The organism is Methylobacterium sp. (assembly GCF_028290105.1).
Lineage (GTDB): Bacteria > Pseudomonadota > Alphaproteobacteria > Rhizobiales > Beijerinckiaceae > Methylobacterium.
In genome coordinates this window covers 1-24,327 of sequence record NZ_JAQGKL010000010.1, presented here as the reverse complement: position 1 = coordinate 24,327, position 24,327 = coordinate 1, and the positions used below count along the sequence as shown (strand labels likewise).

Annotated in this window: 17 protein-coding genes, 1 tRNA gene, 1 other RNA gene and 2 pseudogenes; 9 read left to right on the top strand and 12 right to left on the bottom strand. The window is 67.3% G+C overall.

Going from position 1 to position 24,327, the window contains the following annotated elements:
- Window positions 1–414 (top strand): annotated as a pseudogene (locus tag JWQ05_RS00730) (porin family protein); the annotation flags it as partial.
- Between the two features lie 188 nt (window positions 415–602).
- Here the strand turns inward: JWQ05_RS00730 and parE are convergent.
- The 7 genes from parE to JWQ05_RS00695 form a co-directional block, all read right to left on the bottom strand.
- The gene (gene parE, locus JWQ05_RS00725; protein ID WP_299652932.1) at window positions 603–2,654 is read right to left on the bottom strand and encodes a DNA topoisomerase IV subunit B; all 2,052 of its coding nucleotides are present in this window, start codon (window positions 2,652–2,654) and stop codon (window positions 603–605) included.
- Between the two features lie 261 nt (window positions 2,655–2,915).
- The gene (locus JWQ05_RS00720; protein ID WP_299652930.1) at window positions 2,916–4,913 is read right to left on the bottom strand and encodes a PhoX family phosphatase; all 1,998 of its coding nucleotides are present in this window, start codon (window positions 4,911–4,913) and stop codon (window positions 2,916–2,918) included.
- Between the two features lie 80 nt (window positions 4,914–4,993).
- Complete coding sequence (locus tag JWQ05_RS00715) at window positions 4,994–6,736, bottom strand: methyl-accepting chemotaxis protein (protein WP_299652928.1); 1,743 nt, start codon at window positions 6,734–6,736, stop codon at window positions 4,994–4,996.
- Between the two features lie 240 nt (window positions 6,737–6,976).
- Window positions 6,977–9,745: a type I DNA topoisomerase gene (gene topA / locus JWQ05_RS00710; protein ID WP_299652926.1), complete on the bottom strand. Its 2,769-nt coding sequence runs from the start codon at window positions 9,743–9,745 to the stop codon at window positions 6,977–6,979.
- Window positions 9,746–9,904: 159 nt separating this feature from the next.
- Entirely contained in the window at window positions 9,905–11,809 is a 1,905-nt protein-coding gene (locus JWQ05_RS00705; protein WP_299652924.1) for an AI-2E family transporter, read from the bottom strand.
- A gap of 113 nt (window positions 11,810–11,922) precedes the next feature.
- Window positions 11,923–12,306 (bottom strand): response regulator, encoded by a 384-nt coding sequence (locus JWQ05_RS00700; RefSeq protein ID WP_299652922.1) that lies wholly within the window; start codon window positions 12,304–12,306, stop codon window positions 11,923–11,925.
- A 195-nt stretch (window positions 12,307–12,501) separates the two neighbouring features.
- A complete protein-coding gene (locus tag JWQ05_RS00695) occupies window positions 12,502–12,708 on the bottom strand; it encodes a hypothetical protein (RefSeq protein ID WP_299652920.1) in 207 nt (68 codons plus the stop codon).
- A 243-nt stretch (window positions 12,709–12,951) separates the two neighbouring features.
- On the opposite strand from JWQ05_RS00695, the gene JWQ05_RS00690 reads away from it, so the two are divergent.
- From JWQ05_RS00690 to ssrA, 3 genes are all read left to right on the top strand, one after another.
- The gene (locus JWQ05_RS00690; protein ID WP_299652919.1) at window positions 12,952–13,143 is read left to right on the top strand and encodes a hypothetical protein; all 192 of its coding nucleotides are present in this window, start codon (window positions 12,952–12,954) and stop codon (window positions 13,141–13,143) included.
- Window positions 13,124–13,474 (top strand): hypothetical protein, encoded by a 351-nt coding sequence (locus JWQ05_RS00685; protein WP_299652917.1) that lies wholly within the window; start codon window positions 13,124–13,126, stop codon window positions 13,472–13,474. Before JWQ05_RS00690 ends, JWQ05_RS00685 begins: the two co-directional genes overlap by 20 nt.
- Before the next feature lie 5 nt (window positions 13,475–13,479).
- Window positions 13,480–13,846: a transfer-messenger RNA gene (ssrA, locus tag JWQ05_RS00680) on the top strand.
- Window positions 13,847–14,195: 349 nt separating this feature from the next.
- On the opposite strand, the gene JWQ05_RS00675 is transcribed toward ssrA, so the two are convergent.
- Both JWQ05_RS00675 and JWQ05_RS00670 read right to left on the bottom strand, forming a co-directional pair.
- A complete protein-coding gene (locus JWQ05_RS00675) occupies window positions 14,196–14,870 on the bottom strand; it encodes a hypothetical protein (protein WP_299652915.1) in 675 nt (224 codons plus the stop codon).
- Window positions 14,871–14,932: 62 nt separating this feature from the next.
- Entirely contained in the window at window positions 14,933–15,322 is a 390-nt protein-coding gene (locus JWQ05_RS00670; RefSeq protein ID WP_299652913.1) for a hypothetical protein, read from the bottom strand.
- 480 nt (window positions 15,323–15,802) lie between these two features.
- Between JWQ05_RS00670 and JWQ05_RS00665 the strand changes: the two genes are divergently transcribed.
- Both JWQ05_RS00665 and JWQ05_RS00660 read left to right on the top strand, forming a co-directional pair.
- A tRNA-Arg gene (locus tag JWQ05_RS00665) sits at window positions 15,803–15,879 on the top strand.
- Between the two features lie 558 nt (window positions 15,880–16,437).
- Window positions 16,438–16,802: pseudogene (locus JWQ05_RS00660) on the top strand (transposase); the annotation flags it as partial.
- Window positions 16,803–16,811: 9 nt separating this feature from the next.
- Here the strand turns inward: JWQ05_RS00660 and JWQ05_RS00655 are convergent.
- On the bottom strand, window positions 16,812–20,048 hold the full coding sequence (locus JWQ05_RS00655) for a PAS domain-containing sensor histidine kinase (protein WP_299652911.1): 3,237 nt from the start codon (window positions 20,046–20,048) through the stop codon (window positions 16,812–16,814).
- Window positions 20,049–21,315: 1,267 nt separating this feature from the next.
- Between JWQ05_RS00655 and JWQ05_RS00650 the strand changes: the two genes are divergently transcribed.
- The 3 genes from JWQ05_RS00650 to JWQ05_RS00640 all read left to right on the top strand — a co-directional run bounded on the left by JWQ05_RS00650 (window position 21,316) and on the right by JWQ05_RS00640 (window position 23,354).
- Entirely contained in the window at window positions 21,316–22,296 is a 981-nt protein-coding gene (locus tag JWQ05_RS00650) for an NAD(P)/FAD-dependent oxidoreductase (protein WP_299652909.1), read from the top strand.
- A 20-nt stretch (window positions 22,297–22,316) separates the two neighbouring features.
- Complete coding sequence (locus tag JWQ05_RS00645; protein WP_299652907.1) at window positions 22,317–22,568, top strand: hypothetical protein; 252 nt, start codon at window positions 22,317–22,319, stop codon at window positions 22,566–22,568.
- A 225-nt stretch (window positions 22,569–22,793) separates the two neighbouring features.
- Complete coding sequence (locus JWQ05_RS00640; RefSeq protein ID WP_299652934.1) at window positions 22,794–23,354, top strand: phospholipase A2 family protein; 561 nt, start codon at window positions 22,794–22,796, stop codon at window positions 23,352–23,354.
- Window positions 23,355–23,489: 135 nt separating this feature from the next.
- On the opposite strand, the gene JWQ05_RS00635 is transcribed toward JWQ05_RS00640, so the two are convergent.
- Together JWQ05_RS00635 and JWQ05_RS00630 are read right to left on the bottom strand one after the other, a co-directional pair.
- Entirely contained in the window at window positions 23,490–23,777 is a 288-nt protein-coding gene (locus JWQ05_RS00635) for a hypothetical protein (RefSeq protein ID WP_299652905.1), read from the bottom strand.
- 60 nt (window positions 23,778–23,837) lie between these two features.
- Window positions 23,838–24,327: sigma-70 family RNA polymerase sigma factor (locus tag JWQ05_RS00630; protein WP_299652904.1), on the bottom strand; the 490-nt coding region annotated here is incomplete at its 5' end.

Genomic DNA, 24,327 nt, shown 5'->3' with positions numbered 1-24,327 from the left:
TTCGGCACCGTGCGCGGCCGCCTCGGCTACGCCTTCGACCGCACCCTCGTGTACGGCACCGGCGGCTTCGCCTACGGCGGCGGCGGCGGCTCCGATTTTGGCCTGCCCAACAGCAGCCGCAACGACTTCCGCACCGGCTGGACCGCCGGCGGCGGCATCGAGTACGCGCTCCCCACCGACTCGTTCCTGAACTTCTTCAAGTCCTCGGCCGTGACCTTCAAGATCGAAGGCCTGTACGTGAACCTCGACCGCGACAACGCCAACAACGGCGTGTTCGCCTACTCGAACTCCACCGGCCAGACCTACCGCGTCAACACCAACTACGCGACCGCCACCGCCGGCTACAACAACCGTCGCTCCGACGAGTTCGTCGTCGTCCGCGCCGGCGTGAACTACAAGTTCGGCTCCTACTAGGCCGAACACCAGTCCTCTCGCGCGGCCGACCCGGTCGCGCGAGAAGGCGTGACGTCAAAAAGAAGCCCGGCCGCCTCGCGGCCGGGCTTCTTTCGTCGATCCCTCGAAGAAGCCACGCCTCCGGATGCGCCTCATCTCCCGCCGAGCCCGCGCGGTGCCCGCCCCGGCCCCGCGCGGGCTCGGGCGTGTCAGATGTCGAGTTCCGCTCCGTCCGCGAAGGCGGCGCGCTCGGAGATGAAGGTGAAGCGGGCTTCCGGCTTGTTGCCCATCAGCCGCTCGACCGCGTCGCCCGTGGAGGCGCGGGCCTCCTCCAGGACCTCGACCCGCAGGAGCGTGCGCTTCTTGGGGTCCATCGTGGTCTCCTTGAGCTGCGCCGGCATCATCTCGCCGAGGCCCTTGAACCGGCCGATCTCGACCTTGGCGCCCTTGAACACGGTCTTGATCACGCGCTCCTTGTCGGCGTCGTCGCGGGCATAGGCCGTCTTGGCGCCGTGGGTCAGGCGGTAGAGCGGAGGAATCGCGAGGTAGAGGTGGCCCCGGTCGATGAGCTTGGGCATCTGCCGGTAGAAGAAGGTGATGAGCAGCGAGGCGATGTGGGCGCCATCGACGTCGGCGTCGGTCATGATGATGACCTTCTCGTAGCGAAGCTCCTCCAGCCGGAAGCTGTTTCCGGTGCCGCAGCCCAGCGCCTGGGTCAGGTCGGAGATGAGCTGGTTGGCGCCGAGCTTGTCCCGGCTCGCCGAGGCCACGTTGAGGATCTTGCCGCGCAACGGCAGGATCGCCTGACTGGCGCGGTCGCGGGCCTGCTTGGCCGAGCCACCGGCCGAATCGCCCTCGACGATGAAGATCTCGGAACCGGCCATGCCGGCCTTGGAGCAATCGGCGAGCTTGCCCGGCAGGCGCAGTTTGCGGGTGGCGGATTTGCGCGCGACCTCCTTTTCCTGGCGTCGGCGCAGACGCTCCTCGGCCCGGTCGATGACCCAGTCGAGGAGCTTGTTGGCCTGGGCCGGGGAGGCGGCGAGCCAATGGTCGAAGGCATCGCGGATCGCGGTCTCGACGATGCGCGAGGCCTCCACCGTGGCGAGCTTGTCCTTGGTCTGACCCTGGAATTCGGGCTCGCGGATGAACACCGAGAGCATCGAGGCGCAGGTCGCCATGACGTCGTCGGTGGTGACCGCTGTCATGCGCTTGGCCTGGTTCACGCGCTCGGCGTGTTCGCGCAGGGCCCGCAGGAGGGCGACGCGCAGGCCGCTCTCGTGGGTGCCACCCTCGGCGGTCGGGATCGTGTTGCAGTAGGACGCCGAGACGCCGTCGTCCGTGACCATCCAGGCGACCGCCCATTCGAGCGAGCCATGCCCTCCCTGTTTGGTGATCTTTCCCGAAAAAATGCTGTCGGTGACGAGTTCCTTGCCCTCGAGATCCCGGGCGAGATAGTCGCGCAGGCCCCCGGGGAAGCGGTGCACGGTCTCGGCCGGCACATCGTCCATGCCTTCGATGAGGGCGGGCGCGCAGCGCCAGCGGATCTCGACGCCGCCAAACAGGTAGGCCTTGGAACGCGCCATCTTGAAGAGGCGGCGCGGGTCGAACTTCAGGGCGCCGAAGATCTGGGGATCGGGATGGAAGCGCACCCGCGTGCCGCGCCGGTTCTGCACCCGGCCCACCGTCTGAAGCGGCCCCTGCACGTGTCCGCGCGAAAAGGTCTGGCGATAGAGGGTCTGGCTGCGGGCGACCTCGACTTCGAGTTCGTCCGAGAGGGCGTTGACCACGGAGATGCCGACGCCGTGCAGGCCTCCAGAGGTCTCGTAGATCTTCGAATCGAACTTCCCGCCCGCGTGCAGGATGGTCATGATGACCTCCAGCGCCGACTTGTTCGGATATTTCGGGTGGGGGTCCACGGGGATGCCGCGGCCGTTGTCGGTGACGACGAGGTGGCCGCTCTCTTCCAGTTCCACCTCGATGAAGCTGGCATGTCCCGCCACCGCCTCGTCCATGGAATTGTCGATCACCTCGGCGAAGAGGTGGTGCAGCGCCCGCTCGTCGGTGCCGCCGATATACATGCCGGGGCGGCGGCGCACCGGCTCCAGCCCCTCCAGCACCTCGATGTCGGAGGCGTCATAGCCGGCCTCCGCCGAAGGGACGGCGCTGAGCGGAGCGACGGCGGCGTCGAGCTTGCGCCGCTCGGCGGGCTTCGGCAGGGGCGCCTTGCCGCCTGCGAAAAGGTCACGCGCGGGGTCGCTCACCGGAGCGCTCCGAGCGGGAAGTGGTGCGGTCGCGGGCTTCGCGGACCGGATCGCAGAGGGAGACCGTGCAGCATTCGCCTTCATCCTCTGATCATACCGGAACAAACCGGAAACAGAAAGAGGTTCTCGCACTGCGGGGTAGGGGGTGACGCCACCCGCCGCACAGCGCGTACCACCCCATGACATGGTATGGGGCTGGTTAAGAAGGCCTGACGGTGTCGCGAAGGTTCTGACGGGGCGGAAAGCGGGGCGGAACGCGCCTCAGGTGCCCACGCGCCCGCCACCCCGCCGGGTGATCGTCACGATCGCCGGGCGCGGCGGCATCGCGTCGTCGAAGTCGGGCCAGCGGGTGGTGGGGGCCTCGAAGGTGGCGGGGGCCGCCTTCGGGTCCTCCTCGTCGGCCTCGCCGGGGTGCTGGACGGCGACGAAGAACGTGGTGTCGTCGGGGGTGAAATAGGGCCCGCACATCTCGGCGCCCGATGGCACGCGGAAGAAGTGCTTGCCCGTACCGCGTCCCGCGCCCTCCGTCTCCATGGCCCAGATGCCGTCGTTGCGTCCGGTGCGCGAGGGCGCATTGCCGTCGGTGGCGACCCAGAGGCGGCCGAGCCCGTCGACGGAGCAATTGTCCGGCATGCCGAACCAGCCGTTCCGGGTGGTGGCCGACGAGAAGGTGGCACCCACCGCCGCGATGCTCGGATCGCCACAGCGGACCAGGATCTCCCAGGCAAAGCCCCGGGCGGCGTGGTCGCCCTCGTCGGGGGTGAGTTCGACGATGTGGCCGAAGCGGTTGTCGGCGCGCGGGTTGGCGGCGTCGACCTGGTCGGCCTTGCGCTTCCCGTTGTTGGTGAGCATCACGTAGACCTTGCCGGTCTTCGGGTTCGCCTCGACATCCTCGGGCCGGTCCATCTTGGTGGCCCCGAGCCGGTCGGCGGCGAGCCGGGCGCCGAGGACCACGTCGGCTTGGGACGCAAATCCGTTCTCGGGCGTCAGCGGCCCTTCGCCGAAGACCAGGGGCAGCCAGGTGCCGCGCCCGTCCGCATCGAAGCGGGCCACGTGCAGCGTGCCGGAATCGAGGAGGTCGCGGTCGCCGCTATCGGCGCGTCCGCTGGTCACGAACTTGTAGACGTAGTCGAAGCGCTCGTCGTCGCCCTGGTAGATCACGTATTGGCCGCCGCGGGCGACGATGCCAGCGGCGCCCTCGTGCTTGAAGCGGCCGAGGGCGGTGCGCTTCTTCGGGACGCTCGTCGGGTCGAACGGATCGATCTCCACCACCCAGCCGAAGCGGTTGGGCTCGCGGGGCTCGTGCCCGACATCGAAGCGCTGGTGGAAGCGGCCCCACGCATAGGCGTTGCCCGGCAGGTTGAAGCGCTTGTGGTTCACGGCCTCGGGTGAGTCCTTCGGCAGGACGCCGGAGAAGTAGTAGTTGATGTTTTCCTCGCAGGTCAGCCAAGTCCCCCAGGGGGTCGTGCCGCCGGCGCAGTTGCCGACCATGCCGAGCGACGACCGTCCCGTGGGGTCTGCGGCGGTTTTCACGCGGTCGGTGCCGGCGGCCGGGCCCGTCAGCACCATCGGCGTCTGGGCCGTGATGCGACGGGCGTATTTCGAATCGGGCACCACCGCCCACGTGCCGTCCGTGCGGCGGATCTCGATCACCGAGCCGCCATGGGCCGCCATCTCGATCTCCACGAGGTCGCGGGTCATGCCCGCGAAGGCGGCCGACGGGATGTCCTGGCGGCCGAGGCCGGGGAACATCAGCTCCTCGTTGGTGTATTCGTGGTTGACCACGAGCAGGCCGTGCGCCGCCGGATCGGCCGCGCCCGGCATCGGGAAGTAGCCCACGAAATCGTTGTTGTAGCCGAATTGCCGGCTTTGCGCGGCGGCCGACTGGTTATGCGGGTCGAAGGCCGGCGCACCGGGCAGCACGGGGTCACCCCAGCGGATCAGGATCTCGGCATCGTGCCCCGGTGCGACGTGATGATGCCCGTCCGATCCGGCCTCGAGCTCCGCGAACGGAAACGGGGTGGCGCCCGCTTGGCCGAGGGTGCCTTGCCCGGGCGCGGCCTGCGCCCCAACGGCGGCCAGGGCGCGCGGGGTCACCACCGCCGCAATGGCGCCGACCCCGAGCAGCCCGCGCAGCAGGTCACGCCGGTCGAAACGGGCCGCCACCACGTCGCCGAAGGTCGGGTTGGCGCTGGCATTCGAGCCGACATCCTCACTGGCCTCCGCCGCCTGCGAGCGGGTTCGCGTCGGTTCGGTCATGAATCTCGGGTCCGGTGGCATGGCGGTGACAACCTGTCCCCGTATCGCGCCCGCATGGCACCGGTGTGACAGACGCGCCTTCAGAACCGATACGCGGTGCGGCAGGCGCCCCAATGACGCCCCTGGACGCGGATCGGCGCATCGACCTCGCGCACCATGATGATCCGGTCGCCGACCTCGCGGCGATAGACCTGGACCGTGGCCGGGCGCGTGGAACGCGCGGCGGTGATACCGGTGCGGTCGTCGAAGATGCGCCGGTTGCGGCTGTTGGCGTTGTTCCAGACCGGGTCGGCGGGCCGCTGCGGCTGCGACACCGCCAGGTTGTGGACCGGCACGTAGCCGTTCCGGTCCGCCACGATGCAGAACATCATCGTGGAATCCTCCGCGAGCGGCGCCTCGAGAACCGTGCGCAGCAGGGCCTCCAGGGCCTCGACCGAGCGGGTCGTGAACTGGCGGGGATCGGTGCCGGAAATTGCTACGTAATCCGTGTCGAACAGTTGCGCGGCCGAGAGCCGCCCGGCGGCGAGCCCGGCTTCCAGCAGGGCGCCGATCGTGGCGGCGAGCCCCTGTGCCCGGGCGACGAGGGGGGCGTAGTCCGCCTGGATCTCACCGAGCTTCAGGGCGAGCTTCGCGCCGGCCTCCGGCCTGAGCCCCTCGAAGGCGCAGTGCAGGCCCATCGAACTCGCCGCCGCGACGCGGGCCCGCACGGAGCCGATCGCCGCGATGTCGAGATCGAGGAGGTCGCCCGCCGGGATCTCGGGGCCGGTCTCGGGTCGCGCCAGCAGGAGGCCGCCCTCGCTGATGTCGATGGTGCGGGTGCGTGCGCCGCCCCCGAGCGTCACGGCGAGGTCGGCCGGGTAACGGTCGGCCCGGCGCCGGTCGCCGATCTCGTTCTGGCGGATCACCGCGACGAAGCGACGCCCGAGGCCGGCCGCCTCGTCGGCGGCCTGCGCGGCCGCGCTCTCCATGGCCTCAGCCCGCCGGTCGAGGGCGACCGTGGCGGCGCTGGTCTCGCCAGCGCCGGTGCTCACGTCGGCCACCAGCGACGCCGCCCGCGTCGCCTCCGAGACGACATGCGTGACGATGCCGACCTGCTGGTCGACGATGCCCCGCACGGTGCCGAAGGCGGGCCGCGCCGCCTCGATGGCCTCCGCCGCCGCACCGATGGCCGCGCTGGAAGCGGTGGCGCCGTCGCGCAGGCGGCTGATCCGGGCGCGCACGTCATCGGCCGCCCGCGCGGTCTCGATGGCGAGCGCCTTCACCTCGGCCGCCACCACCACGAAGCCGCGCCCGGCTTCACCGGCCCGCGCCGCCTCGATGGTGGCGTTCAGCGCCAGCAGGTTGGTCTGCCGGGCCACCGCCGAGATGGTGTCGACGATGCTGGCGATCTCGTTGCCCGCCGCCGCCAGGGCGCCGATCAGCGCACGGGCCTCGGCGCCGCGATGGCCGGCCTCATCGAGATGACCCGACGCCTCCTGCATCGCATCGGTGATGCGCGTCGAGACCGTGGAGAGCCCCTCGGTCCGCTCGGTGAACCCGGCGCTTGCGGCACTGGCCGCTTCGGCTGCGTCGGCGAGATGGCTCATCCGGGCGCGGATGGCGGCGAGCCCCGCCTGCATGTCAACGACCTCCGTGCGCGTCGCCGCGATCGAGGCGCCGACATTGCCGATGGCCTTCAGGACATCGCTCTCGATGGCATCCAGCACCTCGCCGTTCACCGCCAGCGGCGGCGGGGCAGGCGGGGCGCCCAGCGGGAGCACGGCAGGCTCGGGCACGAGCGCCACGACGGGCGAACCGGCCGGCTTTCGGGACAGGAATCTCATGCCCGGAATGTTCGATACAACCGCATAAGCAATTGCTAACGACGCGTGGATTTCGGGGCGCCAGGCGATCACAACGCAGGGGATGGCGCGCCAGTCGGGCAGACAACCCTAAGCTATAATATATCCACCTATAGATATCCTTGGATGCATTGCCACGGCCGAAGCCGCGAGAACGCTGCGGCCTCGCGTGAAACCGCAGCGCTCTCGTCGAATACGCCCTCAGCCGTGACGCGCGGCGTTCTACGCCTTCTTGCGCGCCGCAGCGGCCGGCTTGCCGGCAGCGGCCGTGCCGGCCACGCTTGTCGCCGGAGCCTTCTTGGCAGTGGGCTTGCCGGCCGCCTTGGCGGGAGCGGCGTCCCCGTCCGCCACCTCAGCTTTGGCTGCAGCCTTCTTGACAGGCGCTTTCTTGGCCGGCGCCTTCTTCGTGCTCGCCGCCTTGCGTGCCGGCGCCTTCTTCTTGCCGCCGCCCGCCGCCTCGCGGGCGGCGATCAGTTCGAGCGCCTGGGGCAAATCCACCGCCTCGGCCGCCATGGTCTTGGGCAGGGTGGCGTTGGTGGTGCCGTCGGTGACGTAGGGGCCGTACTTGCCCGATTTCACCACGATGGGCTTGCCCGTCTCCGGGTGCTCGCCGAGCGGCCGGCCCGGATCGGAGGCCGGCCCGCGCCGGCCGCCGCCCTGCTCCTTGGCCACGATGATGTCGATGGCCCGGTTGGCGCCGATCTCCAGCACGTCGTCGTCGCGGCCGAGATTCGCGTACATCTTGCCGTGCTGCACGTAAGGCCCGAAGCGGCCGAGATTGGCCAGGATCGGCTCGCCCGTCTCGGGATGCTTCGCCACCTCGCGGGGCAGCGAGAGCAGTTTCAGGGCCTTTTCCAGGTCGACGTCCGAGGGGCTCAAGCCCTTCGGGATCGAGGAACGCTTGGGCTTCGCTGCATCCTTCTCGGCCGAGGCCTCGCCGAGCTGGACGAAGGGCCCGAAGCGGCCGTCCCGGATCGTCACGGGCAGGCCGCTCACCGGATCGTTGCCGAGCACCCGCGTGCCGGGCTGGCCGCCGTTCTCGGAGGTGCCCTCGCCGTCGCCCTCGACGCTGGAGGCGGCGAGCTGGCGGGTATACTTGCACTCGGGGTAGTTCGAGCAGCCCACGAAGGCGCCGAACTTGCCGAGCTTGAGCGAGAGCTGTCCCGCGCCGCAGGTCGGACAGGTGCGGGGGTTCGAGCCGTCCGCCTTCTGCGGGAAGATGTGGGCGCCGAGGAGGTCGTTGAGGGCGTCGAGCACCTCCGTGACCCGCAGCTCCTTGGTGCCGGAGATCGCGGCGGAGAAATCGCGCCAGAAATCGCGCAGGACCTCGCGCCAATCGATCTCGGCATTCGAGACGCGGTCGAGCTGCGTCTCGAGATCGGCGGTGAAGTCGTACTCGACGTAGCGCTTGAAGAAACTCTCGAGGAAGCCTGTCACCAGGCGGCCTTTGTCCTCGGCCACCAGCCGCTTCTTGTCGATGCGCACGTATTCGCGGTCGCGCAGGGTCTGGAGCACGGCGGCGTAGGTGGACGGCCGGCCGATGCCGAGTTCCTCCATGCGCTTGACGAGGCTCGCCTCGGAATAGCGCGGCGGCGGCTCGGTGAAGTGCTGGGACGAGGCGATGCGCTCGCGCTTCAGCGGGTCGCCGGCGTTCATCGGCGGCAGGCGCCTGCCGTCCTCGTCCTCCTCGTCGTCCTTGCCCTCCTGGTAGAGGGTGAGGAAGCCGTCGAACTTCACCACCTGGCCGGTGGCGCGCAGCTCCAGCTTGCGCGGGCCGACCTGGGCGACGACGTCCACGGTGGTGCGCTCGAGTTCGGCCGATTCCATCTGGCTCGCGACGGTGCGGGTCCAGATCAGCTCGTAGAGCTTGGCCTGCTCGGCATCGACGGTGCGGGCGACCGCCTTCGGCAGGCGGCTCATGTCGGTGGGGCGCACGGCCTCGTGCGCTTCCTGGGCGTTCTTCGCCTTGACGCTGTATTTACGCGGGGCACCCGGCAGGTAGCGCTCGCCGTATTCGCGTCCGATCACGCTGCGGACATCGGCGATCGCCTCCGGCGCCATGTCGACGCCGTCGGTCCGCATGTAGGTGATCAGGCCCACCGTCTCGCCGTCGATCTCGACGCCCTCGTAGAGCTTCTGGGCGGCGCGCATGGTCTGGGCCGGCGCCATCCCGAGTTTTCGCGAGGCCTCCTGCTGCAGCGTGGACGTCGTGAAGGGCGGCGCGGGATGGCGCTTGGCGGGCTTGGCCTCGACGCTGGCGACCGAGAAGGTGGCGAGTTCGAGGTCGCGCTTGAAGGCGGCCGCCTCGTCGCCGGTGCCGACATCGAGGCGCTGGATCTTCTTGCCGTCGGCGCCCGTGAGCCGGGCCTCGAAGGTCGCGCCGGTGTCCGTCACGAGGGTCGCCACCAGCGACCAGTACTCGCGCGGCTTGAACACCTCGATCTCGCGCTCGCGCTCGCAGACGAGGCGCAGGGCCACGGACTGCACGCGGCCCGCCGAGCGCGCGCCCGGAAGCTTGCGCCACAGCACCGGCGAGAGGTTGAAGCCGACGAGGTAGTCGAGCGCCCGCCGGGCCAGATAGGCGTCGACCAGGGCCTGGTCGATCTGCCGGGGCTGGCGCATGGCGGTCTCCACCGCCGACTTCGTGATGGCGTTGAAGGTGACGCGCTCCACCGGAATGCCCTTGAGGGCGCGCCGGGCGGTCAGCGCCTCGACAACGTGCCAGGAGATCGCCTCGCCCTCGCGATCCGGATCGGTCGCGAGGATGAGCCCGTCGGCCCCCTTCAGCGCCTTGACGATGTCGGAGACGCGCTTCGAACCCCGGTCGTCGAGCTCCCACAGCATGTGGAAGTCCGCTTCCGGGTCGACGGAGCCATCCTTGGCGGGAAGGTCGCGGATATGGCCGAACGAGGCGAGAACCTCGTAGTCGCGGCCCAAGTACTTGTTGATCGTCTTGGCCTTGGCCGGCGACTCGACGACGACGACTTTCATGTGCGGATTCTAGCCTCTCGTCAGAGCCTGACCCACAGCAACGATCGGTGGAGGATTGTGCGGGCGGCACCACCACCCGTTCAAAAAGGGGGTCGACGCGGGGGAGAAGTGGGTCAAGCCCCGGGGGAAGTCAAATGACCCGGGCCCGCCGGCCCCGCCTCACGCCCGCTTGGCGAAGGTCAGGGCCGCGTCGAGGGCCCCGTTCAGGGAGGTCACCAGCACGTCCGCCGAGAGGGTCCGGCGCAGCCGGTCGATCGAGGCCGGATCGCGCTCGCGCCAGAACCCGACCAGCACCCGCACCCCCGGGATCGCCTGGCGCGCCTGGCGCACGTTGAGCCGGATCTGCGACAGGCTGACGGGCTCCAGATAGGAGAAGCACACGAGGGCGATGCCGGGCAGATCCGCCGGCCTCTCGCCCCGGCGCAGGTCCGCCATCGACATCACCTCGGCGGCGAGGCCGTGCCGGCCCAGGATCTGGCCGAGCATCAGGGTCGCCGCCTCGTCGAAGGGGCCCCGGCTCGACACGCAGAGCACGGGCTTGGCTGCCTGCCAGCGCGGCGGGAGGTCGGCAGGGCGCATCACAACGGCGGCGACCTGCCGGTCGGGCCCGATGGCGTCAAAGGCCGCCGAGGTCTCGGAATTGCCCGCGCTGCTGCCGGATCCCGGCCTGCGCCCCGCCGGAACGGTCTCGAGGCGGGCGACCACCGTCCGCAAGGCGGTTCCGACCTCGTCCTGGCGCGTCCGGTCGAGGGTGCCGCGCGAGAGATCCTCCTGCGCCATCAGGAGGCCCGCCAGCACGACCTCGTCGTAATAGGTGACGAGGGCGCGCGCCTTCAGGAACATCCGGCCCTGGTCGATGGCCTCCTCGGGATCGCCCGCCAGCATGCGCTGGTAGAAGATCTCCGGAGGCGACAGGGCCGGGCGGTCGCCCAGGATCACGTCGAGGTACCAGAGCCGCTCGATATGGCGTCCCAGCACCACGAGGCAGACGGTGATCGGGGTCGCGAGCACGAGGCCGATCGGGCCCCACAGGAAGGCCCAGAGGGTGGCGGCCAGGATCACCGCGATGGGGGAGAGGCCGGTGGAATGGCCGTAGAGCAGGGGCTCGACCACGTGGCCCGCGATGGGCTCGACCACCACGAAGAGGAGCGCGGTGGCGATCACCATGCTCCAGCCCGGATCGACGGCCGCCGCCACGATGAGGGGCAGCAGGGCGCTGATCGCCGCGCCGATATAGGGCACGAAGCGCATGATCGCGGCCAGGACCCCGAACAGGATCGGGTTCGGCACGCCGATCCACCAGAGACCGACGCCGATCACGACGCCGAAGGCGATGTTGAGGATGAGTTGGGCGAGGAAGAACCGGCTGAGGCGGGCCACCGCATCGTCGATGGCCGCCGTCGTCCGGCGCAGGTCGCCCGAGCCCGCGAGCCGGATCGCGCGGTTCCGCAGGTCTTCCCGCTGCAGCAGGATGAAGATCGTGAAGATGAGGATCAGGCCCGTGGTGGCGAGGGGATGCAGGATCGGACCCGCGACCGCGCCGAGCGTGCCGAGCAACCCCGCCTTCTCCGCCGCGATCTGCACGTGGAGCGGGTGGGCGACGCTGCCCGCGGTGCCTTCGGGCACGGCGGCCTTCGGGTCGGGCTGAAGCTCCGAGCCGAGGTCCTGCACCATGTCGACCATGCGGGACAGCGTGCCGCTTCCCGCCGTCGCCTCCTTCAGCGAGGCGATCTTCTCGCGCATCGTCACCTGGTAGCGCGGCAGGTCGGAGGCGAGTTGCGCCGCCTCGTTGGCGATGAGGAGGGCGACCCCGAGCAACGCACCGAAGGCCGTGAGCACGACGGCGAGGACGGCGATCGCGCGCGGCACCCGGATGCGTCGCAGGAGGCGAACGCCCGGCACGAGGACGAAGCTGAGGAGGATCGCCAGCGTCACCGGCACGAAGATGTCGCGCCCGAGATAGAGCGCCGCCGCGATGGTGATGACGAGGAGGCAGGATGCCAGGGCCGTGAAGACCGGCATCGCCTGCCGGAGCAGGCGGGCGGTGATGGGATCGTCGCTCATGGTACGCTTCGGGTCTCGTCAGGGTGAGCGACGCTGGCGCCCGACGAATACGGACCGGGCGGGCGCGAGGGGTCGGATGTCAGGGTCGACGGTCGGCGGCCGTGCCGCCGCGTTCAGGCGACGGCGGGCGCCTGGGGACCCACGGCGGCGCTGATCTGGGTCAGGAGCTTGGAGAAATCCACGGGCTTGGGGTGGTAGTCGTCGCAGCCCGCCTGGATCGCCTTGTCGCGGTCGCCCGACATGGCGTGCGCGGTGAGCGCGATGATCGGGATGCCCTGCGTGTCGCTGCCGGATTTCAGCACGCGCGCCGCCGACCAGCCGTCGAGGATCGGCAGGTTCATGTCGAGGAGGATGACGTCCGGACGTCCCGTGCGCGCCTGCTGCACGCCGGACTCGCCGTCATGCGCCAGGATGACATCGTAGCCGCGCCGCTTCAGCCGGCGGGACAGGAAGTCCCAGATCTCCTCGTGATCTTCCACCAGCAGGATTTTCGCCATGACCCCTCAACCCTTCGATCGCCACCAGCCCGGTGCCGCCCGGCTCGTCAGCCTCCGGACGACCCGATCGGGCCTGGCTCCCGAGCAAGACACGTGCTCGGGCCGTGCTGAGAACGCACGATGAGCCGGAACGGTCCATGCCATCGGAACAACGCATGTTCCGGTGACAGGGGCTCGGCACGGTGACCTCGCCGCTTACGGGGAGTCGAGGCTGGTGCGGGGGCGGCTGTCGCCGAGCGGTCCCTTCGTCCCCGGCAGCAGCCCCGCATCCTGCATCCAGATCATCAGCATGATCGCGGCGATCAGGGTCGCGAACGAGGTCAATCGTCCGATGTAGCGCCGCCGCACCACGATCAGCGCCAGCGTGGCGAGAAGGACGAGGGAGAGCAGGACGAGAAGCATCGAGACGAATCCGTCGCCGCGCCGGGAATGGCCACACGGCCAACGGGCGGGACCGGTCGCGCGTTCCTGGCCCGGGCGGCTTCGCCGGGGGCGGGACCGAGCGGATCCCCTCCGAACGGGTCCCTTCGAAGCAGAGCGCGCTTCACCTGCGCGCCCTCCCGACCGGCGTTCGCCCCGGCCAAGATTGCGGCGTCGGGCGAAGGCGCATTGCGGGGCGGGGCGGGCATCCGCTAAAGCCGAAGGATGTCAGACCTCCAAACCCTCCTCGACCGCCTCAAGGATGCTCAGCGCACGCTCATCGTCGAGGCGGCGCGGATCGACATGCTGCCGCCCGACAGCATGCTGCGGCGCGTGGCCGACCTCGAGAACACGATCGCGGCCGTGGAAGCGCTGATCGAGGAACAGGCCCATCGGCGTGGCCGCTCGGCCGGATAGCGCGTCCGCCCCGCTGGAGACACCGGACGGGCGCTACATCGTGGTGCGCGGTCGGCTCTGGCGCCGGACACGGCCCGACCTCGAACCCGCCCGCCGCGCGGCGCTGGTCTCGGCGCTGATGGATGCCCGTCGCGCGGTCAAGGCCGCCAAGGCCGCGGACGATGCCGCCGCCCTCCGTGAGGCCCGCTCCGCCGTGGACGCCGCCAAGCATGGGCTCGGCGAGCGCGGCCCGGTGTGGTGGGCGGACGGCACCCCCGATTTCAACCGGCACATGGCCCGCAACACCCCCTACGCCGCCTGGTTCGCGGCGCTGGGCGATGCGACGGGATAACGCGCAGGCTGGACCACGGGGCCGGTTTCGCCTATATCTGGGATGCGGTTGATGACCGGTTCGTAATAACGTTTCAGGACCCGGAGGGCAGTACTCCGGCGCCTCCACCATGAGCCCATCGGCCCTGTGCAGTTGGGCTTCTGATGGGGGCGAAATAGGATCGACTGGGCGGTAAAGGGATCGCGAGTTCGCGTGCATTTCGGTGCAGGACGATGCGACTGTCGGTAAGGACTCGACCGGTTCGACGCAGGCAACCCCTGTTTCGGGCATTTGGCCAAAACTCTAAATGCCAACGATAACGTTGTCATGGATGCCCGCCTCGCGGCGTAAGCATCTTGCGGTAGGGTAACCGTCGAAACAGAACCCGGAGCTTCGGCTCCGGGACCCACCTTTTCTCCTCCGTCGCTGGCCGAGCCACCGGAGGTTTTTCTGCCGGAAGGGTCATCTGCGGCAGACCGATCCGGCGTCCCGTTACGTTCTGCCTCTCGGTGCGAGCATTGCCGGCCCGGGTCTTGGCCATTCCACTCGCCGTCGAGATGGACCGCCGACGCGGTCGAACGTCGGTTGCCGGATCTTGCCAGTTTGTCTTGCCGGTCCGTAGGACCGTGAAGCGTTCACAACCCCTCAGACAACAAAAAGCCCCGGGACCGTGCGGGTCCTGGGGCTCATCGTCCGAAAAATCATCCCATCCTCGAATGCCGAGGATGGTTGGTCGCCTGGATCAGACCGGGGTGGTCGGGTAGGCGCGCACGCGATTGCGTCCCTCGACGCCACCGCCCAGGGCGTTGCCCGGGAGCGCATCCGGCGAGGTCGCGGCGGCCGCATGCGGCGCCGTCCAGCCCTGGGCACGCCAGTTCTGCGCCCGCTCGTCGACGTCGATCGAGCCGTGCTCCTCCAGGATGTCCATCACCCGGCTGGCATGCGCCTGATCGGCCCGCACCGTCACCAGGGTGCCGCCCCGGCGCACGCCCTCGCTGTAGGTGTGGGCATCGGCCTCGCTCAAGCCCGCGCCCGTGAGGCCACCGGCCAGACCGCCGGCGGCGGCACCGATGCCGGCCCCCGTCAGGGTCGCCACGAGCCAGCCCGCCGCCACCACTGGGCCGACGCCCGGAATGGCGAGGAGACCGAGGCCGGTCAGCAGGCCGGCCGCGCCGCCCAGGACCGTCCCGACCGTGGCACCGGTGCCCGCGCCCGTGGAGGCCTTCTCGGTGGTGTCGTGATCGCCGTGACCACTCACGTCCGTGGTCGTCTGGAGGCGGCCGGCATGCCGGTCGCCCTCGTTGCTGCTCACGATGCTGATGTCGCCATGCGCGACACCGGCGGCCTCGAGCTTCGAGACGGCCGTGCTCGCGGCGTCGTAATCGTCGTAGAGGGCGGTGATGGTCTGCTGGGCCATGGGAAAATCTCCTGTTGGCGAATCAATCGCGGCGATGCGCGTCGGATCGGCGTGGACGACCGTCACTGCGCGGCGACGTTGCCCTTGAAGTCGACGCCGACCTTCACGGGCTTGCCATCGAGCACCGCGTCGCCGCGCCAGATGCCCTTGGCGTCCTTGGTGAGGCCCTTGACGTCCTTGTAACCGGCCTCGGCCAAGCGGTGTTGGGTCTGCGCCTCGGTGAAGCTGTTGGCGCCTTCCTCGAGCTTGGCATTCGAAGCGGCCTTGGCGGTCGCGGGCTTCGCGGCGTCGGGCTTGTCGGTGTTGGCCCGGGTCACCGCTTCCTGGCCGCCAGACTTGGCGCTGGACTTCGCGTCGGGGGCCGCCGGGGTGCCGGTCACGGTGGTCTGGGCGAAGGCCGGGCTCGCGCCGAGGAGAGAGAGGAGGGCGAGGGTGGTCAGGGAGCGTTTCACGGCATTCTCCTTGTTGGATCTTCGACGATCGGAAGTCCCTCTCAATTCCGCGAGGCCGCAAAGCGTTCCAATACGGCCTCGCTGAACCAGCCGCCTCGAAAGACAAGCCAGCGCAGCGTCATGCATGCGCCATGACGTCAAGGCAGATTCTTCCAAATTGTGCGTTGCCGCAGACCGATTTCTACCAGCAACAGGCCCGACACTGACTTGCGGCCGTTCCACAATCCTGATCTCCTCGTACGATAAATCTTTTTGCCGCCACGCTTTGTCCAAGATCCAGCAGGCAATGACGTTTCCACCGGCCACCTGGAAAACTCGAGAAAAACCGCCCCTCGATCGATCCTCACGAGCGGTCGCTTCCACAAAGCCGGCAAATCCCGCGGGTGCGAAAAACTTGTCCGGCCAGGGTTGCCAGGGCAAAAGGGAGCCTCTAAACACCCGCTCACACCGGGGCGGCAACGACGAGCCCCCCGGTCGCAGGCGCCCGTAGCTCAGCTGGATAGAGCACCAGACGACGAATCTGGGGGTCCGAGGTTCGAATCCTTTCGGGCGCGCCAGTCTTCTTGTTGTACTGCATGGAATTGGTCTTTCCATGCCTTGACTGCGGAAGCGGTAGTTTGCCGTTGGTTTGCAAACTCTGTTCGCGGTGAGTCCTCCCATTTTAAGATAGCTTGGTCCGCCAGAGCCCGTGTTCGGGCAGGTAGCGATCCACGATCACGGGCACCGTTTTGAGCGAGTGGCCGATGATGGTTGCGATCTGCCGAGGGTTGCAGCCGCCTCTGAAAGAAGCGTGACGGTCGTTCCACGCGGATCGTGAAAGTGGAGCGAGACGGGCTCGTCGAGGCTGGGCAGTATTACTGTGTCGAGCCCAACTCGCTTGGAGGCCTGCTCCCACATCTCAGCGAAATACCGCTTCTTGAACGCCTGGCCCGTTTTTGTGGTCAGAATCAGTGGAGACACCCGCTCCATGCCGTCCAGCATATGCCGGAGCGCGGCTGTGCAAGGGAATGGTCAGCAGCGGGCCGGCCCTGCCGTTTCGACGGCTTTGGCCCTGTCGGAGCGTGATGGTCGTGCCGTCGTAGGCAGGCCACGGCATGAACAGGATGTCTGCCTGAGGCTCAAAGGTCCACTTCGCGGTCGACACGCTGGGCCACCTCCTCGCGCTGCACATCACGCCGGACAATGCCGATGCCCGCGCCCAGGTCGGGCGTCTGGCCGAGGCCGTTCAGGCCGCCACCGGTGGCGGCGGCGATCTCGCCTATGTTGATCAGGGCTACACGGAAGATGAGCGGTCCAAGACTGCGCGAGCACGCGGTATCGCGTTTCAGGTCGTCCGCGCCGCTCTCCCGGTGGAACGCTCCTTTGCCCGGGCGACGCGCTTTCGCCGTCTGGTCAAGGATATCGAGCGGTACCCAGTACGCTCGCAGATCTCCACATCGTCGCTTTCGTCTGCCTCATGCTCAAACAGGCCGCTCGACTCGCGGGCGGTTTAAAACAGCCTCTCAGTCGTGGCTATCAGTTCCCTGATGCGGGAGGCGAGAGCCTCCATGACGAACGGCTTCGTCAGGACCGCCATGCCGGGGTCGAGGTGACCGTTGCCGACGACGGCGTTTTCGGCGTAGCCGGTGATGAAGAGTACCTTGAGCCTTGGTCTACTGACCCTGGCCGCATCCGCCACCTGCCGGCCGTTCATGCCACCGGGCAGGCCGACGTCGGTGACCAGCAGGTCGATGCGCACGTTCGAACGAAGGATATTAAGCGCCGCCGGGCCGTCCGCCGCCTCAATGGCGGTGTAGCCGAGATCCTCCAACACTTCGGTCACAAGCATGCGGACGGTGGGCTCGTCGTCGACGACGAGCACGGTCTGTCCCTGCTCGGCGCGTGGCGCGTCGCTGAGGGAGGCCATGAGGCCAGCCTCCTCGGCCTCGCCGTAATGACGCGGCAGGTAGAGGCACATCGTCGTGCCCTCGCCGACCTCCGAGTAGATCCGGACCTGGCCGCCCGACTGCCGCACGAAGCCGTAGATCATCGAGAGGCCGAGCCCGGTACCTTGTCCGATGGGCTTGGTGGTGAAGAACGGATCGAAGGCACGCTCGATCACCTCGGGCGTCATGCCCGTGCCAGTGTCCGAGACGCAGAGCGACAGGTACTGTCCGGGTGGTAGGTCACGGTCCTTCGCGCCCCGCTCGTCGAGCCACTTGTAGGCCGTCTCGATGGTGATGCGGCCACCATGCGGCATCGCGTCGCGGGCGTTGATGCAGAGATTGAGCAGGGCGTTCTCAAGCTGGGGCGGGTCGACCAGCGCAGGCCACAGCCCGGAAGCGCCGACCACCTCTACGTGGATGGCAGGTCCGACGGTGCGGCGGACGAGTTCCTCCATCCCGGCAACGAGGGCATTCACGTTGGTGGGCTTCGGATCCAAAGTCTGGCGGCGTGAGAAGGCCAGGAGTCTGTGGGTCAGGGCCGCGGCCCGCTTCGAGGCGCCCTGAGCGGCGTTGATGTAGCGGTCGAGGTCGGTCAAACGCCCCTGGGCCATCCGGGTCTGGAGAAGCTCCAGGCTGCCCGAAATGCCAGCGAGCAGGTTGTTGAAGTCGTGCGCCAAGCCGCCGGTCAGTTGTCCGACCACCTCCATCTTCTGCGATTGCCGGAGCGCCTCCTCCACCACCATCAGTTCCTTCGTCCGGTGCGCCACCCGCTTTTCCAGGGTGGCATTCAAGGTCGCCAGCTCTTCGGCGTGGCGGCGGCGCTCGTCGATGTCGGTGTTGGTTCCGACCCACCGGGCGATGGACCCATCCGCGGAACGGACCGGTTCGGCGCGCACCAGAAACCAGCGATACACCCCGTCCGTCCGCCGGACGCGGAACTCGGTTTCGTAGACCTCGCCCGTTGCGAGCGAGCGAGACCAAGCCTCGGCCGCACTGGGCACATCGTCGGGATAAATGATGCGGGTCCACCCGGTCACGCCGTCCAAGGTACCGGACTCGGCGCCGCTGTAGGCATAGACCTGCTCGTTGAACCAATAGAGATAACCGTCTGGACGCCCCGCCCACACCTGGTTGGGGACGGTCTGGGCCATGACGCGGAACTGGTCCTCGCTCGCCCGTAAATGCGCCTCGGCGAGGCGGCGGTCGTGGATGTCCTCCACGACGCCGTACCAGCGCATGACCGCACCGAGCGCGTCACGGCGCGGATAAGCACGAGCCCGCATCCAGCGGTATTCCCCGCGCCCGCCGACGTTGATCCGGTAATCCACGTCCACCGGCTCGCCCGAGCCGAGCGCGGCCGCGAACCTGTCGAGGGTGGGCGGCACGTCGTCGGGATGAAGGGCCTTGATCCAGCCTGCGCCGAGCGGCTCGTCGGGCGCCTGGCCGGTCAGGTCGAGCCAGCGTGTCGAGTAGGAAGTGATGTTGCCCTGCGGGTCGGCCGTCCAGGGCACCTGCGGGTTCAGCTCGACCGCGTGCCGGAAGTGGTCCTCGCTCTCGCGCAACGCTTCCTGTGCCGCGCGCTGCTCGGTGATGTCGCGTGCGGCGCCCGAGAAGCGCTTGGGCCGTCCATGCTCGTCGGTTTCGATCTCCCCTTTTCGTGCAATCCAGCGCAACTCGCCCGTGTCCGCGCGCCGGATCCGGTAGGCGACGTCGCGAGGCGGCTCGCCACTCGACCGGGTCACCGCCGTCGAGACCAAGTGAGCATCCTCGGGGACGACCAATTCTTCGAAGGCCGTCGACGGATAGCTGTCGCGCTCCGGAAGGCCGTAGAGCCGACAGAATTCTGGTGAGGGTCGCAGCGTGTTATCGGCGACATAGACCGTGAACAGGCCGACGCCACCCGCCTCCTGAGCGCGGCGCAGGCGCGCCTCGGCCTCGCGCAAGGCTTCCTCACGATTCCGGCGCTCGCTCACGTCTCGATAGAAGACGGCCACACCGTCGAGCGATGGGTAGGCTCGCACCTCCAGCCAGGCGTCATGGCCGTCCGGCCAGACGTAACGGTGCTCCAGCATCCCCGGAACGCGTTCCCGCATGACCTCCTTGTAGAGCTGGCCGACGGGCAGGTGCTCGGAGCCCGGATAGGCGTCCCAGTGCGAGCGGCCCACGATCTCACTCGCGGGACGACCCTCGAGGCGCAAACCTTCCGCGTTGATCTGCAGGGTGATAAAGTTGCGATCGAGAAGCATGAACCCCTCGGTCATGCCCTCCAGCACGCCGGAGGCCCGGGCCTCGCTAGCGCGAAGGGCTTCCTCGGCCTGAACCTTGGCCGTCGTCTCCGTGCAGATGCAGCACATCCCCTTAACCGCGCCGGCATCGTCACGCACGGGCGAGTACGAGAAGGTGAAGTAGGTCATCTCATCGTAGCCGCGCCGGTGCATCATGAGCGGTAGGTTTTCCGCCCAGGTCGCCTCACCTGCCATGGCGGTGTCGACCAAGGGCAAGAGATCGGACCAGATCTCGGACCAGATGTCCTGGAACCGTTGCCCGAGAGCAGCCGGATGCTTGTCGCCGAGGATCTCGGCATAGGCGTCGTTGTAGAGGAAGCCGAGGTCGGGCCCCGAGGCCACGAACATCGGGAACTTGGAACCCAGCATCAGGCTCACGGCCGAGCGTAGCCACTGGGGCCAAGTCTCGGGCCAGCCCATCGACGAGCCGGACCAATCATGAGCTCGCATCTGCGCACCCATGTGCCCACCACCCGAGAGGAAGGCGGGGTGGGGGAAAGGAGGACGCAGCGACATGCGGTCAGTCTGGCTCGGCTATTTGGGATTTGATCGACAACGGTCCGGCACCGATACATCGGGCGCGGCGTCAACCGTGCCAGATCACTGACAGGTGACGAAGGCAAACATGAGGCTGAACCGAACCCGACCTGTCCAGATCGAGAGGCCCACTTCGATGATGATGAAGCCTTAAGCTGTAGAAATAAATCTCTTCAATCTCCAATTCTTTCCAGGCGGTAATGAGGACGGCCTGGCTAATACTCGTGGGGCTCCATGCGGCTCAACGAGCGCTGCGATCGATTTTAGCAGTTCTGGCAGCCATCTAGCTTCGTCGGTCACTTGCTCATCGAAACCCAGACGCCGAGCGATGTCTCGACGTCCAGGTTCGCGATGGAGCGCGTCCAAATCATCAGCATAGACGTCCACCTCGCTTCTGGTTCGAACACGCCCTGCCTCAAGCAGCCCTTTGGCTTGGCGACGCAGAGCCCCAGCAATCTCGTCGAGCGCGACCTTCGGGTGGTTCTGCACTCCCAGAAGACTCGACCATCGTAACGGATCTCTGCGGCCTGCACGGCAGTGACCCAATTGCCGGCAAGAAGCGTAGCGCCCTCTGGTAAGCTCTCAACCTCGTCCGTGTGCACCGGCGATGCATCACAGGCGGAGGAGCGGGCCAAAAGCGGATGGGTGCGTCCTGCCTCCGTCAGTGTGATCCGTCGGGCAAAAGCAGCCTCGCATCCGTGCGCGCTGTGGCGAACCGTTCTCCCGCAGCAACTGTGGCGACCTGGAGCTCTGCGCAGGAGCCGAAGGAAGGCACGCCTGAGGCAAACACCGACCGAATGAACTCGACGTGCGCCGTGTCTCAGGTGTTTCCTGATAGAGGTGTAGAGGTAAGCCCGTTAGGAAAACGCCGTCATAGCTCGCAGGAGATGCTTCTGCAGGAAGTGTTGCATTTGCATCCGCTGGCTCAATCCGGTGACACTCGGCTCCCGTTGCCAAGCCTCGCAGGGCGTCGACATAAGTCTCCCCTGAGGAACGGCCGACGCTCTGGCGGCGGCTTTCCCGCGATTCAGGCGGTTCGCTCTCGGCTATAAGGAAACGAAGTCGAGAACTGGTCGGGAGCACGTTTGCTTACCTTGCGTCGGGATGCTGTCTGCGTGGAGGCCTGAACTGCCCCTTGGTACAATGTGTTCCAGACTGGAAGCTCAGGCCGCAGCCAGGCGGAACCTCGCCGAGCCAAAAACGGTCGTTTCGAGGGGCGTCTTGCTGAACCGAAGAGGTGAAAACCGTGTCCTGGCCCGCCGTGCAGGAAGAAGCACTCGACTGCCTCATCATCGGTGGAGGCCCAGCGGGCCTGACCGCTGCTCTCTACTTGGCCCGCTTTGGCCGACGCTTCATGGTTGTCGACGCCGGCGAGCCTCGTGCCTCCTGGATCCCGACAAGCCACAACATTCCCGTGTTTGCTGACGGAATCTCCGGCAAAGAGATCCTGAACCGCCAGCGCCAACATGTCGCCCGCTACGGGGTGCGGATCATGCGAGGCACCGTGAAGGGACTGAGCAAGGCCGAGGGTGGCTTTACCGCCACGATTGAGGATGGGACGAGAGGTGGGCCGTGCCACAAGGTCCAGGCACGACGCGTCCTGCTCGCCACCGGCGCGGACGATATCGAACCGGACCTCCCCGACTTGGCAGATGCCGTCCGACAGGGGCTCGTGCGGTATTGCCCAATCTGCGACGGCTATGAGGCGAAGGGCAAACGCATCGCGGTGATCGGCTATGGAGACCGGGGCCTAGGCGAAGCCGTCTTCGTGGCCCGCACCTACTCTCAGGACGTGACGCTGCTGACACTGGGCCAGGGCATGGAACTTGATGCGGCTGAGCGTGCGCGTGTCGAGAAGTACGGCATCAAGGTGGTTCATGAACCCGTGCAGGAACTCGGTGTCGAGGATGATCGCATCACCGTTCTGCGCACGATAGGCGGCCGAGAGTATCACTTCGAGGTTCTCTATTCGGCCTTGGGACTGAAGCTCCGTTCCGAATTGGCTATTACCCTCGGGGCTCAACACGACGAAACCGGCGCGCTGAGCGTCGATGAGCACAATCGCACGACAGTATCAGGGCTCTATGCTGCGGGAGGGGTCGTTCGCGGCCTGGATCAAGTTGTTGTCGCGATGGGGCATGGCGCGATAGCCGCAACCGACATTCACAACCGCTGTGAGCTGCCGACGGAGGAAGAGGCGGACGGGGGAGCTCGCCTCTCTTCCTGAACGAAAATCAAGGAGGATGGTTGATCGCCGAGGAGCCACAGGACGAGCGGTACAAGCCAACCTTCCGGCTTCTGAATGAACAGAACCTCGCCACCGCGTTTTCCTTAGCCGGGACGACTGTGCTCGATAGTGGAGGAATGATCGATTGCACGATCCGCGATCGATCTGCTTTCGGGTCGCGGCTCAAAATTGCGAGCGTGATCGGTACTCCCGACGTCTTCGCTTTGGTTGTCGGAGGGGGTGGCGAGCAACATGCCGTCAACGTCGCTTAGCGCAAGCAGAACGAAATGGGAGTACGTTTCGCCGGCTGAGAACACCAAGCAACAGCAATTGGGGTAGCGCATTCGCAGCAGAAGCCAGAAGCCGAATCTTCTTCTAAGAAGAGCGAAGCGGTTCGTGTCCTCGTCCCGCCGCCGTTCGGAACGGCTTCGGTCACGCTGGCGTTTCTTAGCCCCGCTTACGCCAGGAGCTTATGCGTGAACGCTCGCCTTCGCCCCATGCTGCTCTTGTGCCTTGCACTGGCAGCACCTTCAGCCTTTGGGCAGCCTCTTCAGGAGAGCCCTTCCTCGACAGAGATCGAGGAGGCGGTACCAGGGCCGCCTCCGCCTCTACCCGATCTCACCGACCCGAACTCCCGGACCGGGGAGGCATCGAATGAACCTGGCTCTCGCTCGTCGATCCCCAAGACCTTGCGCGGCTCCGCATCCAAGGCTGGTGGTCCTGCCAACGATCTGAACCCCGGCGGTCAGGCCGAAGAGGCATCACTCCCACGCGGTGACTTAGCGAACGTGCTCACAGGCAAGGAGTTGTTCCACGGCAATTATTGCGGTGCAGGCCAACGCGGCGAGGGGCTGCCCCCGACGGATGCCCTGGACGCCGCCTGCATGCACCACGATGCTTGCTACGACACGGCTGGCTACCGAGCCTGTAGCTGTGATCAGACACTCAAACGCGAAGCTGGTTTAGTCGCTGAGAAGCCGAGCGTGCCTTTGGAGGTCCGCCGCCGAGCACTCAGTGTCGTCGAGGCTGCAGGCCTGATGGAATGCAAGGCTCCGTGACCAGCAAGAGAGTCGAGCCTTCGGCCGGGGCACTTTCGTGATGCCAGCAACATGGCGGCGCTTGATGATGACCGTCCTGGCGGATGACGGAACACCGACCATCACGACGGTACTCAATCGACCCAGTGAGACGTCTCATTTTGTGCGCGCTTGTCCCGGCCACTTAACGCACTGCGCAGGTTGGGCGGCGCCGCCGTCTTGAGTGCCCTCCAGCACGCTCGGCCCGTCATCCGAACCGATCGCCTGAACCACAGGAGCCCCGCAAGCCGCCATCAGCGCACGCAGGCACTCGACCTCCTCCTCGGCCTCCGCAAGGGTCATCAGCCCCTCGCGCGCGAAGAGCGACGTCGCGCCGAGGAGCACGACGACGTCGAAGCGCCCATCCGGCTGATCGATGATGCTGTAGGTGACCCTCTTGACCATGACCGCGTCTACGCGGAACACGACCTAAGGGTTGCATGACGGTGACTACTGGGCTCCCTCTCAGGCAGAGGCGCGGTCTCCAGCCATCTTAAGCGACTCAGACAGAAAGGCTCGTGCCCGGCTGACCCGGCTCTTCATGGTGCCGGTCTGGGTGCCGAGGAGATTGGCCGCAGCCTCGTAGGTCAGGCCCTGGCCCGCCACGAGCAGCAGAGCTTCACGCTGTGCGGGCGGAAGCTTCTCAAGGAGGGTCCAAACCTTCTGCAGTTCGATCCCGTGCTCCTGCGAGGGGAGCGTGATGATCTTGGCAGCCTCAGCACCATCGGCATCCTCAACCTCGCGCTTGGCCTTGCGGCACTCGGTGTAGAACTGGTTGCGCAGGATCGTGAACAGCCAAGCCATGAGGTTCGTGCCAGGCAGGAACCGATGTTGGCTCGCCCAAGCCTTCAGGAGTGTCTCCTGCACGAGATCATCCGCGCGGGTTGAATTACCGACGAGCGACATCGCAAAGGCACGAAGACCCGGCAGGGACGCGAGTAGATCGTCTCGAAAT

Coding starts and splice junctions, on each gene's coding strand:
- JWQ05_RS00705 (WP_299652924.1), bottom strand. CDS start 11,809: ATGAGCGACGATCCCATCACCGCCCGCCTGCTCCGGCAGGCGATGCCG.
- topA (WP_299652926.1), bottom strand. CDS start 9,745: ATGAAAGTCGTCGTCGTCGAGTCGCCGGCCAAGGCCAAGACGATCAAC.
- JWQ05_RS00695 (WP_299652920.1), bottom strand. CDS start 12,708: ATGCTTCTCGTCCTGCTCTCCCTCGTCCTTCTCGCCACGCTGGCGCTG.
- JWQ05_RS00640 (WP_299652934.1), top strand. CDS start 22,794: ATGCTGCTCTTGTGCCTTGCACTGGCAGCACCTTCAGCCTTTGGGCAG.
- JWQ05_RS00690 (WP_299652919.1), top strand. CDS start 12,952: ATGTCAGACCTCCAAACCCTCCTCGACCGCCTCAAGGATGCTCAGCGC.
- JWQ05_RS00675 (WP_299652915.1), bottom strand. CDS start 14,870: ATGGCCCAGCAGACCATCACCGCCCTCTACGACGATTACGACGCCGCG.
- JWQ05_RS00655 (WP_299652911.1), bottom strand. CDS start 20,048: ATGTCGCTGCGTCCTCCTTTCCCCCACCCCGCCTTCCTCTCGGGTGGT.
- JWQ05_RS00720 (WP_299652930.1), bottom strand. CDS start 4,913: ATGACCGAACCGACGCGAACCCGCTCGCAGGCGGCGGAGGCCAGTGAG.
- JWQ05_RS00635 (WP_299652905.1), bottom strand. CDS start 23,777: ATGGTCAAGAGGGTCACCTACAGCATCATCGATCAGCCGGATGGGCGC.
- JWQ05_RS00700 (WP_299652922.1), bottom strand. CDS start 12,306: ATGGCGAAAATCCTGCTGGTGGAAGATCACGAGGAGATCTGGGACTTC.
- JWQ05_RS00715 (WP_299652928.1), bottom strand. CDS start 6,736: ATGAGATTCCTGTCCCGAAAGCCGGCCGGTTCGCCCGTCGTGGCGCTC.